Annotated in this window: 13 protein-coding genes; 3 read left to right on the top strand and 10 right to left on the bottom strand. The window is 74.1% G+C overall.

The features are described 5' to 3' along the window. The first annotated feature begins 165 nt into the window (after nt 1–165). Together ACZ6N8_RS30540 and ACZ6N8_RS30535 are read left to right on the top strand one after the other, a co-directional pair. Nucleotides 166–2718: a sensor histidine kinase gene (locus ACZ6N8_RS30540; protein WP_466014446.1), complete on the top strand. Its 2553-nt coding sequence runs from the start codon at nt 166–168 to the stop codon at nt 2716–2718. Beyond that, entirely contained in the window at nt 2715–3395 is a 681-nt protein-coding gene (locus ACZ6N8_RS30535; RefSeq protein WP_354816600.1) for a response regulator, read from the top strand. Before ACZ6N8_RS30540 ends, ACZ6N8_RS30535 begins: the two co-directional genes overlap by 4 nt. Here the strand turns inward: ACZ6N8_RS30535 and ACZ6N8_RS30530 are convergent. Both ACZ6N8_RS30530 and ACZ6N8_RS30525 read right to left on the bottom strand, forming a co-directional pair. Beyond that, a complete protein-coding gene (locus ACZ6N8_RS30530) occupies nt 3358–3819 on the bottom strand; it encodes an SAV_915 family protein (protein WP_466014444.1) in 462 nt (153 codons plus the stop codon). The genes ACZ6N8_RS30535 and ACZ6N8_RS30530 overlap by 38 nt on opposite strands. Continuing rightward, nucleotides 3816–4211, bottom strand: coding sequence for a hypothetical protein (locus tag ACZ6N8_RS30525; RefSeq protein WP_466014442.1), 396 nt, complete (start codon nt 4209–4211; stop codon nt 3816–3818). The genes ACZ6N8_RS30530 and ACZ6N8_RS30525 overlap by 4 nt, the downstream gene beginning before the upstream one ends. Before the next feature lie 163 nt (nt 4212–4374). Between ACZ6N8_RS30525 and ACZ6N8_RS30520 the strand changes: the two genes are divergently transcribed. Next, on the top strand, nt 4375–5130 hold the full coding sequence (locus ACZ6N8_RS30520) for a dienelactone hydrolase family protein (protein ID WP_466014440.1): 756 nt from the start codon (nt 4375–4377) through the stop codon (nt 5128–5130). 19 nt (nt 5131–5149) lie between these two features. Here ACZ6N8_RS30520 and ACZ6N8_RS30515 read toward each other — a convergent pair whose 3' ends face one another. The 8 genes from ACZ6N8_RS30515 to ACZ6N8_RS30480 form a co-directional block, all read right to left on the bottom strand. Next, the gene (locus ACZ6N8_RS30515) at nt 5150–5689 is read right to left on the bottom strand and encodes a DUF421 domain-containing protein (protein WP_466014438.1); all 540 of its coding nucleotides are present in this window, start codon (nt 5687–5689) and stop codon (nt 5150–5152) included. Nucleotides 5690–5691: 2 nt separating this feature from the next. Beyond that, nucleotides 5692–6798 carry an L-dopachrome tautomerase-related protein gene (locus ACZ6N8_RS30510; RefSeq protein WP_466014436.1) on the bottom strand — a complete coding sequence of 369 codons (1107 nt, stop codon included), beginning with the start codon at nt 6796–6798 and terminating at the stop codon, nt 5692–5694. 96 nt (nt 6799–6894) lie between these two features. Then, nucleotides 6895–7779 carry an SMP-30/gluconolactonase/LRE family protein gene (locus tag ACZ6N8_RS30505; protein ID WP_466014434.1) on the bottom strand — a complete coding sequence of 295 codons (885 nt, stop codon included), beginning with the start codon at nt 7777–7779 and terminating at the stop codon, nt 6895–6897. A gap of 22 nt (nt 7780–7801) precedes the next feature. Then, nucleotides 7802–8743, bottom strand: coding sequence for a sugar kinase (locus ACZ6N8_RS30500; protein ID WP_466014432.1), 942 nt, complete (start codon nt 8741–8743; stop codon nt 7802–7804). Continuing rightward, complete coding sequence (locus ACZ6N8_RS30495) at nt 8740–9360, bottom strand: bifunctional 4-hydroxy-2-oxoglutarate aldolase/2-dehydro-3-deoxy-phosphogluconate aldolase (protein WP_466014430.1); 621 nt, start codon at nt 9358–9360, stop codon at nt 8740–8742. The genes ACZ6N8_RS30500 and ACZ6N8_RS30495 overlap by 4 nt, the downstream gene beginning before the upstream one ends. A 10-nt stretch (nt 9361–9370) precedes the next feature. Beyond that, nucleotides 9371–10210: an aldose epimerase family protein gene (locus ACZ6N8_RS30490; RefSeq protein WP_466014428.1), complete on the bottom strand. Its 840-nt coding sequence runs from the start codon at nt 10208–10210 to the stop codon at nt 9371–9373. Beyond that, complete coding sequence (gene dgoD, locus ACZ6N8_RS30485; RefSeq protein WP_466014426.1) at nt 10204–11349, bottom strand: galactonate dehydratase; 1146 nt, start codon at nt 11347–11349, stop codon at nt 10204–10206. Before dgoD ends, ACZ6N8_RS30490 begins: the two co-directional genes overlap by 7 nt. Beyond that, entirely contained in the window at nt 11346–12056 is a 711-nt protein-coding gene (locus tag ACZ6N8_RS30480; RefSeq protein WP_364368696.1) for a FadR/GntR family transcriptional regulator, read from the bottom strand. Before ACZ6N8_RS30480 ends, dgoD begins: the two co-directional genes overlap by 4 nt. Nucleotides 12057–12058 lie beyond the last annotated feature (2 nt).

Genomic DNA, 12058 nt, shown 5'->3' with positions numbered 1-12058 from the left:
CCCACAAAACCCCCCCCCCCCCCCACACCCACCCCCCCCCCCCCCCCCGCCCCCCCCCCCCCCCCCCGGGCGGGGGGGGGGGGGCCGGCGGCGGCCGGGGGGGGGGGGGGGGGGCCCCCCCCCCCCCCCCCCCCCCCGCCGATCTGACCAGGGAGGATGGAACCCGTGCCACGCGGCGAACTGCGCATCTATCTCGGGGCGGCCCCCGGCGTCGGCAAGACGTACGCCATGTTGGAGGAGGCCCAGCGGCGGGCCGCGCGCGGCACCGACGTGGTGATCGGTTTCGTGGAGACCCACGGCCGTCAGCAGACCGCCGCGATGCTCGGCGACCTGGAGGAGGTGCCCCGTCGGGCGATGACCTACCGCGGCGCCGAGTTCACCGAGATGGACCTGGACGCGGTGCTGGCCCGCCGGCCGGAGGTTGCCGTGGTCGACGAGTTGGCGCACACGAACGTGCCCGGTTCCCGGCACGACAAGCGCTGGCAGGACGTCCAGGAGCTGCTCGACGCGGGGATCGACGTCCTGTCCACGGTCAACGTGCAGCACCTGGAGTCGGTGAACGACGTCGTCGCGCAGATCACCGGGACGACCCAGCGGGAAACCGTGCCGGACGAGATCGTCCGCGCCGCCGAGCAGGTGGAACTCGTCGACATGACCCCGGAGGCGCTGCGCCGCCGGATGGCGCACGGCAACATCTACCGCCCCGACAAGATCGACGCCGCGCTCGGCAACTACTTCCGGGTCGGCAACCTCACCGCGCTGCGTGAACTGGCGCTGCTCTGGCTGGCCGACAAGGTCGACGAGCAGCTCGACAGGTACCGCAGCCAGCAGGGCATCGCCGCCACCTGGGAGGCCCGGGAACGCGTCGTCGTGGCCCTGACCGGTGGGCCGGAGGGTGAGACGCTGATCAGGCGGGCGGCCCGGGTCGCGGCCCGCAGCAAGGGCGCCGACCTGCTCGCCGTGCACGTGGCCCGCAGCGACGGCCTGGCCGGCGCCGACCCGGCCCAACTCGCCCGCCAGCGGGTGCTTGTGGAGAGCCTGGGTGGCACGTACCACCAGGTGCTCGGCACCGACGTGCCGGCGGCGCTGCTGGACTTCGCCCAGGGCGTGAACGCCACCCAGCTGGTGCTCGGCGCCAGCCGGCGGGGCCGCCTCGCGCAGATCTTCGCCAGGGGAGTCGGGGTGACCACCACCGCGCTGTCCGGCTCGATCGACGTGCACCTGGTGACCCACAAGCAGGCCGGCAAGGGCCGCCGGGCGGCGGCAGTACCGGCGGCGCTGTCCCGACGTCGACGGCTGCTCGGCTTCGGCCTCGCGGTGCTGGGCATGCCGCTGCTCACCCTGCTGCTCAGGACCCTGCCCGACCTGACGCTCACCAACGACATCCTGCTGTTCCTCGCCGGAGTCGTCGGGGTCGCGCTTGTCGGCGGGGTGTGGCCGGCCCTGGTCGCCGCGCTCGGCGGAAGCCTGCTGCTCAACTGGTTCTTCACCCCGCCGTACCGGACGCTCACCATCGCCGAGGCCGACAACCTGCTCGCCCTGGCCGTCTTCGTCGGCGTGGCCCTCGCGGTGAGCTGGATCGTCGACGTGGCCGCCCGGCGTACCCGGGAGGCAGCGCGGGCCGCCGCCGACGCGCAGACCCTCGCCGCCGTCGCCGGTGGCGTCCTGCGCGGCGAACGTCCGCTACCGGCCCTGCTGGACCAGCTCCGGGAGACGTTCGGGCTGCGCGCGGTGAGTGTGCTGGAGCTGGCCGAGGAGGCCGGTGGTCGCCCAGAGCGGGCCCGCGAGGAGCACGCCTGGTGCGTCGTGGCAAGCGTCGGCGACCAGCCGGCCTGCACACCCGACGGCGGTGAGACGGCGGTACCCGTCGACGACCGGATCACCGTCGTGCTCAGCGGTCGACGGCTGGAGGCCGCCGACCGGCGGATCGTCGAGGCGTTCGCCGCCCAGGCCGCAGTCGCGCTGCGCCAGGAACGCCTCGCCGAGGAGGCCGCCACCGCGAGACCCCTCGCGGCGGCGGACCGGATGCGCACCGCGCTGCTCGCCGCGGTCAGCCACGACCTGCGTACGCCGCTCGCCTCGGCCAAGGCGGCGGTGACCAGCCTGCGCAGTCACGACATCGAGTTCGACGAGTCCGACCGTGAGGAGCTGCTGGAGACCGCCGAGGAGTCGCTGGACCGGCTCGCCCGGCTGGTCGGCAACCTGCTGGACATGAGCCGGCTCCAGGCGGGCGTCCTGGGCATCTCGGCGACGGCCATCGGCCTGGAGGACGCCGTACCCCTGGCGCTTGACGAACTTGGCCCGGCGGCCGCGACCGTCGCCACGGACATCCCGGCCGACCTGCCGGCCGCCACCGCCGACCCGGGCCTGCTGGAACGGGTGCTCGTCAACATCGTGGCAAACGCGCTGCGCTACAGCCCTCCCGACCAGCCACCGACGATCACCGCAAGCGCTCACGCCGGCCAGGTGGAGCTGCGCGTCATCGACCGGGGGCCGGGCATCCCGGAGGACCAGTGGGAGCACGTCTTCCTGCCGTTCCAGCGCCTCGGCGACCGCGACAACCAGACAGGTGTCGGTCTCGGGCTCGCCCTGTCCCGAGGGCTGGCCGAGGCGATGGGTGGCAGCATCACCCCGGAGACCACGCCCGGCGGTGGGCTCACCATGGTGCTGCGGCTGCCCGCTGCCGCGCAGACCAGCTCGGAGGGGCCGCAGGAATGACGCGCATCCTGGTCGTCGACGACGAACCGCAGATCCTGCGCGCCCTGCGGATCAACCTGCGTGCCCGCCGGTACGACGTGGAGGTCGCCGCGACAGGTGCCGCCGCGTTGAAGGCCGCCGCGAGCCACCCACCGGACCTGGTGGTGCTGGACCTCGGTCTGCCCGACATCGACGGCGTGGAGGTGATCCGGGGCCTGCGCGGCTGGACGACCGTGCCGATCATCGTGCTGTCCGGCCGGGCCGGCAGCGAGGACAAGGTGGCCGCGCTCGACGCCGGTGCGGACGACTACGTCACGAAGCCGTTCGGGGTGGAGGAGCTGCTGGCCCGCATCCGCGCCGTCACCCGGCGGCTCGGCGCGCCAAGCGAGGCCGTGCCCGCCCTGCGGATCGGCCGGCACACAGTCGACCTGGCCGACCACCGGGTGCTGCGCGACGACGGCGCCGAGGTCAAGCTGACCCCCACCCAGTGGAGTGTGCTGGAGAAACTGCTGCGGCACCCCGGCAAGCTGGTCAGCCAGCGCCAGCTCCTGCAGGACGTGTGGGGGCCGGAGTACCAGAACGAGACCAACTACCTGCGGCAGTACCTGGCCCAACTGCGGCGAAAGCTGGAGGACGACCCGGCCCGCCCCCGGCACCTCATCACCGAGCCGGGAATGGGCTACCGCTACCGGCCGTGACCCGTGGACACCCGTCGGCGGAGATTGAAGAATTTCTGTCGGCAGCGGCAGCTTCGGTAACCATCCTCGTCCGCGCCTGAGCGACGCGGGGCGCCGGGTCGAGCGGCGGTGCCACCAGCAGCGGGTCGACCTGGATCACGTCGATGCCGAGGGGGCGGAGCATGCCGCGCAACGCGGACTCGCACAGCTCCTCCCACAGCTGGTCCGCGCCCATCGCGGCGACCAGCAGGTCCGCTCGGGTGAAGGCGATGCCCACCCGCTGGCCCTGCGGCGAACGGCCGGTCCGCAGCGTCCGCACCAGCCGTCCCGGGATGTCGCGCACCGGAACGGCGTAGATGATCGGGGCCTCGGCCATGGTCGGGTCGGTCCTCTCCACTCGTGCCGCCCGTGCGGCGGCCGTCGGCAGGTGGCTCATGCGGCTCATGCGGCGGGCTCCGCCCACGCCGGTGCGCCGCCGCGCGTCGTGTCCAGATCGAGCGCGCGGAGGATGTGATTCGCCACCACCACCTCCACACCGGCGCGACGGCGCAGATCCGCCACGGCGCGGTGCAGCACGGTGATGCTGTCGGCGGAGAGTCGCACCACCGCGTCGACGTCGGCGGCGATCCACCACGCGGCGACGGCGCACGGCTCGTGCCGCAGGTACTCCACCAGGTGGCTGCCCGGCGCGGACGGGCCGAGCCGGACACTCACCAGCGCCTCGTGCCGCCGCTCCGGCCCGGCCGGGGTGGTGACGGGCTCGTCCGGGCCGCCGTCCGGATCGGCGCCGGCCGGAAGGTTCCCGCGTTCCCAGCGCGTCATCCGCCAAGGACTCATGGACCCATCGTCGCCAGCGGGCGGCGGCGCTGCGCCTGTCGATACGCCGTTTCGACGGGCCACTGCCGATTCTTGACGCCCTGTTCACACGGCTGCCGAACGGGCACACCGGCACGGCGGGTAACGTGCCAGACGGACCAAGATCGGCGTACGAGGAGGCTCGGTGCAGACGACGACTGTGGACATCCCGACCAGCGACGGGGTGGCGGACGCGTGCCTCACCCGGCCCGACGGCGACGGCCCGTTCCCTGGGGTGCTGCTCTTCATGGACGCCTTTGGGCCCCGACCGCGCCTCGTGGAGATGGCGGAGCGGATCGCCGCCCAGGGCTACCTGGTGCTGACGCCCCACCTGTTCTACCGGGCCGGCCGGGCACCCCTGTTCGACCTGTCCCGCCTCGGTGACCCGGACCAGCGCGGCGCGCTCTTCGCGAGGATCGGGCCGATGGCCCGCGCGTTGACCCCCGAGGCGATCAGCCGGGACACCGCCGCGTACCTCGACTTCCTGGCCGCCCGCGACGACGTCCGACCGGGCCCGGCCGCCATCACCGGCTACTGCCTCGGCGGTACGAACGCGCTACGGGCCATCGAGGCGCACCCGGACCGCATCGCGGCAGTCGCCAGCTTCCACGGGGGGCACCTCGTCACCGACGCGCCGGACAGCCCACACCTGGGTGTCGGCTCGATCACCGGCGAGGTGTACTTCGGGCACGCCGACGCGGACGCCTCGGCGACGCCCGAGCAGATCGCCACGCTGGAGAAGGCGCTCGACGCCGCGGGTGTGCGCTACCGCTCCGAGGTGTACGCGGGCGCCCACCACGGCTTCACGATGGCCGACACCCCCATGTACGACGAGCAGGCCACCGAGCGTCACTGGGCGGCGCTGTTCGACCTGCTGGGCCGTGCCCTGCCGGTCGACTGACATCGACCCGGGCCGCCCGTCAGCCGAGGTGGCCCGGGTCGTCCAGGTCGTCCCGAAGGCGGCCGGGCGTACGGGTGGTGACGCTGAAGGCGCCGTCGGACTCCATCCGCACCTCGCGGACCCTCGCGAGGTCGGCGATGCCCTGCTTGCGGAGCAGGGCGTGCAGTTCCTCGTTCGTGATCAGCTCCCGGCGCATGTTGTGGCGCAGGATCTGCCCGTCCCGCACCAGCACCAGCGACCCGGGCCGGATCAGTCGGGCCGCGGCCTGCCAGCGGTAGGCGATCGCGTTGAGCAGGTACGACCAACCGACGATCACCCCGACCAGCAGCACACCGTCGGTGATCGAGTTGTAGCCGCCGGACATGCCGTTCTGGGCGGCGTCCGCGAGCAGCACGATGACCAGCAGGTCGGTGACGCCTGTGGTGCCGCTCTCCCGCTTGAGGATGACCCGCAGCAGCGTGAAGAGCGCCAGGTACATGACGCTGCCCCGGACCACGATCTCCAGCAGCGGCGTGTCCGGGACGAACAGGGCTGTCCAGTCGGCCGCCCGACCGGCCATGCCTACCGGCCCCGCAGCAGCACCGGTCCGGCGTCGATGCGGGTGCGGAACAGCGCGTACGGGCGGCGCCGCAGGTCCTGGCCCCGCTGGTACTGCGCCTGCCGGTGCAGCTGGTTGGCGGTGACGTAGAGGTACCCGTCGGTCGCCACCGACATGGTGTCCGGCCAGAGCAGTCGGGGGTCGTGCACCAGGGTCTCGTACCCGCCGTCCGGCAGTCGCCGCAGCACCGCGTTGTGCTCGTACGAGGTGAGGTAGAGCCGCCCCGCGTCGTCGCTCTCCAACCCGTCCGAGGCGGTGCCCTTGTCGCCCTCGTCGACCACCGTCGCGGTGACCGTCTCCTGGGTGGCCGACGGGTCGGCCAGCGCCTCGGCGGAGACGCTGTACCAGTGCCGGGATGCCAGCGGGCAGTAGTACAGCCGGCTGCCGTCGGCCGAGATGGCGATGCCGTCGGAGCCCATGGAGACCGGCTTTGGCGGCCCGTCCGCCGGGCGTTCGAGGAACGGACGGCCCTCGACCACCGGGCGGAACGTCGTCAGCGGCTCCGCCTTGGTCGACGGGTGGTCGTGCAGCCGCCGCCAGGAGGCCCCGCTGGCCAGGTCCACCACGATGATCCCGTTCGGCCCGGCGTTCGCCGAGTCGGTGATGTACGCGACCCCCGACTCGCCGCGCCGCAGGTCGAAGCGGACGTCGTTGAGGTACGTCGTCGGCAGCGCCACGTCCGGCGGGAAGGTGATCACCTGGGCGACCGTGTCGGTGTCCAGGTCGACCCGGACCAGCTTCGGGCCACCCGGCTTCGTCGGCTGGAACATCGGGCTGCCGGTGTCCAGCACCCAGAGCCGGTCCGCCGGGTCGACCACGATGCTCTGCACCGACACGAACGCGCCCGCGTCGTCGTCACCCGACGGGTCGTTCCACGCCTGGTCGGGGAAGGGCACCTCCCGGCCGTCGCGCAGCTCGACGACCGTGGCCGGCACCTCGTCGCCCCACTTGGGGAAGTTGACGAAGATCCGACCGGAGTGCGAGACGCTCACCCCGGTCGGCATCGGGCCGGTGAAGGTGTGCACCAGCTCCAGCTCGCCTACCGGCTCGTCGCCTACCGGCCCGTTCATGACGTCCGTCCCACGGTGCTCATCGTCCCGCCCCCTGCCGGTCGGCTGCCGTCCTTGGGCGGACTATTCCCGCCCCGACGTCCGATATGCCTCCGGTCAGCTCGCGTCGGGCGCGGTGGCGTACGCGGCGGGCCGGCCGGGGACCTCGACGTCCACGGCGAGCAGCGCGCCGTCCGCCTCGCCCGGGGCGTCCAGGCCCACTCGGGCGGTGCCGATGAAGAGTCGGCGCAGGTCGGGGCCGCCGAGGCAGATGCCGGCCGGCTGGGTGGCAGGTAGCCGGATCTCCCGGTCGAGGGTGCCGTCGGGCCGGTAGCGGCGTACCGCCGAGCCACCCCACAGCGCGACCCAGAGGTGACCCGCCGCGTCGACAGTCATCCCGTCGGGGCCGCCGTCGGCCGGGGAGAGCCGCACGAACGGTTCCCGCCCGTGCAGGGCGCCGGTGGCGGGGTCGACGGTGAACCGGTCGATCTCGCCGCGTGGTGTGTCGGCCAGGTACATGGTGGTGCCGGGGGCGTCGAACGCCGGCCCGTTCGGGATGGTCAGCCCGGTCACCGCGGGCACCGGCTCGGCGCCCGGGGTCAGCCGGTACAGCGTGCCTCCGCCGGGCACCGCGGCGTACGTCATGCTGCCGGCCCAGAAGCGGCCGTGCCTGTCGGCGACCGCGTCGTTCATCCGGGTCGGCTCGGGCGCGTCACCGACGAGGTCGGCGACCGGTCGGGGGTCGCCGGCGGCGGGCAGCACCGTGACGCCGGTCCCGGCGGCGGCCAGCCATTCGCCCGGGCGGTCGGCCACCGGGGCGACGGCACCGAGCGGGACGTCGAGGCGGCGCAGCTCGCGCAGTGTGCCGGGGGCGTCGCCGTCGGTCTCCAGCAGGCGCCCGGCGAGCAGGTCGACCAGGACCAGCCGGTCGTCGACCCAGCGCAGCCCCTCGCCCAGCTCAAGCCTGTCGGTGCTCCAGACGGTCGGCTCGGTCAGCTCCATGGTGCTCCTCCAAAGGGGATCGTCAGCGGACCGTACCGCCGGGGCCGTGGTCGAGCAGCCCCAGTTCGGCACGGTCGGGCAGGCCCTCCCAGTCGCCCCTCGTGGCGACCGCGAACGCGCCTGTGGTGACCGCGCGGTCCAGTCGCGCCGGGCCGTCGAGGCCGTCCAACCAGCCGGAGAGCAGGCCGGCCACGAACGCGTCACCGGCGCCGACGGTGTCCACCACGGGCACCGTCCGGGCCGGCCGGTGCACCTCGCCGGTCCCGCTGTGGCTGGTCGCCCCGTCCGCGCCGTGCTTCACGACGACCTCGCGGACACCTGCCGAGAGCAGCGCCGCCACCGGGTCGGCGGCGTCGGTGAGCACGGCGAGTTCGTCGTCGGAGGCGACGACCAGGTCGATCGAGGGCAGCAACGGTCGTAGCGCGGCGGCGGCCTCGGTGACCGACCAGAGCCGACTGCGGTGGTTGACGTCCAGACAGACGGTGCCGCCGGCCGCCCGGGCACGCCGCACGGCCTGCGCCACCGCCGCGTACGGCTCGGCGCCCAGCGCGCAGGTGATGCCCGTGACGTGCAGCAGCCGGGGTGGCGCGTCGAGCGCGTCGAAGGCGTGGGTGACGTCGGACGGGCGCAGCCGGGAGCCTGCGGAGCCGGCGCGGTGGTAGGTGACCCGGTTGATGTCGGCGACCCGGGCCTCGAAGAGGATCAGCCCGGTGGGCGCGGCCGGGTCGACCCGGGCCCAGGTCAGGTCGACGCCCTCGGCGCGCAGCGTACGACGGACCAGCTCACCGGGCTCGTCCGCGCCTGTCACCCCGACCCAGGCCGCCCGGTGGCCGAGCCGGGCCAGGCCGATGGCCACAGTCGACTCGGACCCGGCGACGGAGATCCCGGCGGTGCCGCCCAGCCGCAGCGGCCCGGTGGTGCGGAAGGCAGCCATCGTCTCGCCGAGGGTGAGCAGGTCGGTCACTGCCGTACCGCCGCGAGGAAGGCCGCGGCGCGCTCGCGCAGCGCCGCCTGGTCGCCGCCGCGGACGGCGTCGCCGAGCAGCGGGGAACCGACGCCCACCGCCACCGCCCCCCGATCCAGGTAGCGCCGTGCGCCGTCCGCGTCGACCCCGCCGACCGGCACGAAGGCGGTGCCGGGGAACGGGTCGCGCAGCGCGCCGAGGTAGTCGGGGCCGCCGAGGGAGGCCGGGAAGAGCTTGACGGCGGCGGCTCCACCGCTCGTCGCCTGCACCACCTCGGTGGGGGTGAGTGCGCCGGCGAGCACCGGCAGCCCGAGACGGCCGCCCTCGGCGAGGCTCGGCGCGAGCGCCGGGGTGACCAGGAATCCGGCGCCCGCGTCGGCCGCCGCCCGGGCGTCCTCGGCGCTGAGCACGGTGCCGGCGCCCAAGGCGTAGTCGGCCCCGAGGGCCGTCCGGGCGCGCCGGATGACGCCGAGCGCGTCGGTGCTGGTCAGGGAGACCTCGACAAGCGCCACGCCGCTCTCGGCGAGGGTGAGCACGGCGGTCAGGGCGGCGGCCGGGTCCGGGCCGCGCACGATGGCGAGCAGTCGATGGGTACGCAGCTCGTCGAGCAGGTTCATCCGGGTGTCCTCAGTAGAAGCGGTGGGCGGAGATGACGAGTCGCCAGGCGACCTCACCGGTGGGCGGGACGATCGCCGCGTCGGCGGGGCCGGCGTCGGCCAGGTCGAAGGCGGCGCCGAGCATCGGCTCGATCCCGAGGCTGCGGTAGGGGGCGTCGGCCGGCCAGCCGCCCAGGTTGCGCCAGAGGGCGGTGCCGCGGGGCTGGCCGTCGCACTCCAGCTCCAGGGTCAGCCGGTCGGCCTCGTCGACCACCTGGACGCGGGGGCAGTCGAGCAGCACCGCGCCGACAGCAGTGCCGTCGTCCGCGCCGAGGGTGTCCAGGGTCAGGCCGGCCGGGGACGGCCACGGCCCGGTGAGCCACGGGGCGCCGGCCGGCCAGGTGCCCGGTGGCAGCAGCGCGGCGGCCTCCGGGTGCAGCCGGGTCGGGGTGCCGGCGGGCGCGACGAGGCGAGCCGCGGGGGAGAGGCCGAACAGGGCGTGCGCGGCCCACACGAACCGGTACCCCGGGTCTGCGGACAGCCGGTAGTCGGCGACCACCACGCCGTCGGAGTCGCTGATCCGGCGGGTCAGGACGAACGTCGGCCGCTTGATGACGACGACGCCGGGGCCGGTGCTGCGCCAGGGGCGTGACCACACCTCGCCGTGGTCGGGGAGGCCACGCACGGTGGGCAGGCACTCCTCCAGACCGCCGGCGTCGACGAACGTGTCGTCGGGGCGTACCTCGTTGCGGCCGGGCTGCGGGCCGCGCCAGAGCCACTGGCGGTCGCCGCCGCGCAGGCTCGTCCACCGGCCGCCGTGCGCGGCGTCGTACGCCACGCGCAACGGCACCGCCTCCGCACCGGTCACCATTCGGCGAACGACCCGTCGGCGTGCTGCCACACCGGGTTGCGCCAGGCGTGCGGGGTCTGCGCGGCCTCGCGGACCGCCGCCTCGTCCACGGTGATGCCCAGCCCGGGCCTGTCGAAGCGGACGATGTGACCGTCGACGAACCGGAACGGCTCCCGGTCGACGAGGTAGTCCAGCAACTCGGAACCCACGTTGTAGTGGATGCCGATGCTCTGCTCCTGGATCAGGAAGTTCGGCGTCGCGAAGGCCACCTGGAGGCTGGCCGCCAGGGAGATGGGGCCGAGCGGGCAGTGCGGGGCGAGCAGCGCGCCGTACGTCTCGGCAAGCGCGGCGATCCGGCGGACCTCGGAGATCCCACCGGCGTGGGACAGGTCCGGCTGGACCACGGCGACCCCCGCCTGCAACGGGGTGAGGAACTCGGAGCGGCCGTAGAGGCGTTCGCCGGTGGCCACCGGGATCGGCGTGCTGGCGACGATGTCGTGCAGGTGGTGGGCCTGGTCGGGCAGGACCGGCTCCTCCACGAAGAACGGGCGCAGCGGTGCCAGCTCGGGCAGGATCCGGCGTACGGCGGCCAGCCCGGCCCGGCCGTGGAAGTCCAGCGCGATGTCCCGGTCGGGGCCGAGGACCTCCCGGGCGGCGGCGACCCGACCGACGACCGCGTCGACCTCGGCGGAGGTGGGGATCGGCGAGAGTCGCCCGCAGGCGTTCATCTTGACGCCGGTGAGGCCGGCGGCGACCTGCGCGGCAGCGGCGTCGGCCACCTCGTCGGGCTCGTCCCCGCCGATCCACGAGTAGATCCGCACCTTGTCGCGTACCGGCCCACCGAGCAGGGCGTGCACCGGCGCGCCGTACGCCTGTCCGGCGATGTCCCAGAGTGCCTGGTCGAGGCCGGCGACGGCGCTGGCGAGGATCGGGCCGCCCCGGTAGAAGCCGCCCTTGGTGAGCACCTGCCAGTGCTGCTCGATGCGCAGCGGGTCCGCGCCGATCAGGTATTCGGAGAGCACCTCGACGGCGCTGCGCACCACCTCGGCGCGCCCCTCCACCACCGGTTCACCCCACCCGACGAGTCCGTCGTCGGTCTCCACCCGGCAGAACAACCACCGTGGCGCGACAAGGAAGGTCTCGATCCTCGTGATCTTCACTGGCTGCCCCTTCGTCCCCGTGCCTTCTCGACGTCGCGGACGGCCTTGTCCAGCAACTCGCGCATCGCGGTCTCGGCCGCCGACTCGTCCCGCTCGCGCAGCGCGTCGACCACCGCGCGGTGACTCGGCACCGGGTCGTCGTGCGCGGCGCCGCCGTGCACCAGCCGGTCCCGCTCGGCGAGCCCGGTCTCCATCACCACCTCCATCCGTTCCAGCAACTCGTTGTGCGTGGCGGCGAGCAGCGCGCGGTGGAAGGCGAGGTCGGCGGCGACGGCGGCGGCCGGGTCGCCGTCCGCCTCGGCCATCTCGGCGAGCGCCCGGTCGAGCGCGGCCACGTCGTCGTCTGTGGCGCGGCTGGCGGCCAGCCGGGCGGCGGCGGGTTCGATGATGGCGCGTACCTCGTGCAGTTGGTCGAGCAGCCGCTGGTCGGCGCCCTCGGCGAACTGCCAGCGGATCACGTCGCCGTCGAGCAGGTTCCAGTCGGCGCGGGGGCGGACGAAGGTGCCGCGTTTCTGCCGCGCGTCGACGATGCCCTTGGCCGAGAGGACCTTCAGCGCCTCGCGGAGCGCCGTCAGGCTGACGTCGAACTCCTCCTGCAACGCGACGATGTTCAGTGTCGCGCCGGCGGGGATCTCACCGGTGAGGATGCGACGGGCGATCGCTTCGACTGTCTGCCCGTGGACGCCGCGGCGTGCGTACTGTGCCAATG

This window comes from Micromonospora sp. NPDC047521 (assembly GCF_055587305.1).
The sequence above is the reverse complement of the archived record's forward strand: the minus strand, read 5'-3'. Positions and strand labels throughout refer to the sequence as shown.

Bases quoted from the DNA above. Each gene is read 5' to 3' on its own strand.
- ACZ6N8_RS30515 (WP_466014438.1), bottom strand. From the start codon at position 5,689: ATGGCCGGTCGGGCGGCCGACTGGACAGCCCTGTTCGTCCCGGACACG.
- ACZ6N8_RS30510 (WP_466014436.1), bottom strand. From the start codon at position 6,798: ATGAACGGGCCGGTAGGCGACGAGCCGGTAGGCGAGCTGGAGCTGGTG.
- ACZ6N8_RS30530 (WP_466014444.1), bottom strand. From the start codon at position 3,819: ATGAGCCGCATGAGCCACCTGCCGACGGCCGCCGCACGGGCGGCACGA.
- ACZ6N8_RS30495 (WP_466014430.1), bottom strand. From the start codon at position 9,360: ATGAACCTGCTCGACGAGCTGCGTACCCATCGACTGCTCGCCATCGTG.
- ACZ6N8_RS30505 (WP_466014434.1), bottom strand. From the start codon at position 7,779: ATGGAGCTGACCGAGCCGACCGTCTGGAGCACCGACAGGCTTGAGCTG.
- ACZ6N8_RS30490 (WP_466014428.1), bottom strand. From the start codon at position 10,210: ATGGTGACCGGTGCGGAGGCGGTGCCGTTGCGCGTGGCGTACGACGCC.
- ACZ6N8_RS30535 (WP_354816600.1), top strand. From the start codon at position 2,715: ATGACGCGCATCCTGGTCGTCGACGACGAACCGCAGATCCTGCGCGCC.
- ACZ6N8_RS30525 (WP_466014442.1), bottom strand. From the start codon at position 4,211: ATGAGTCCTTGGCGGATGACGCGCTGGGAACGCGGGAACCTTCCGGCC.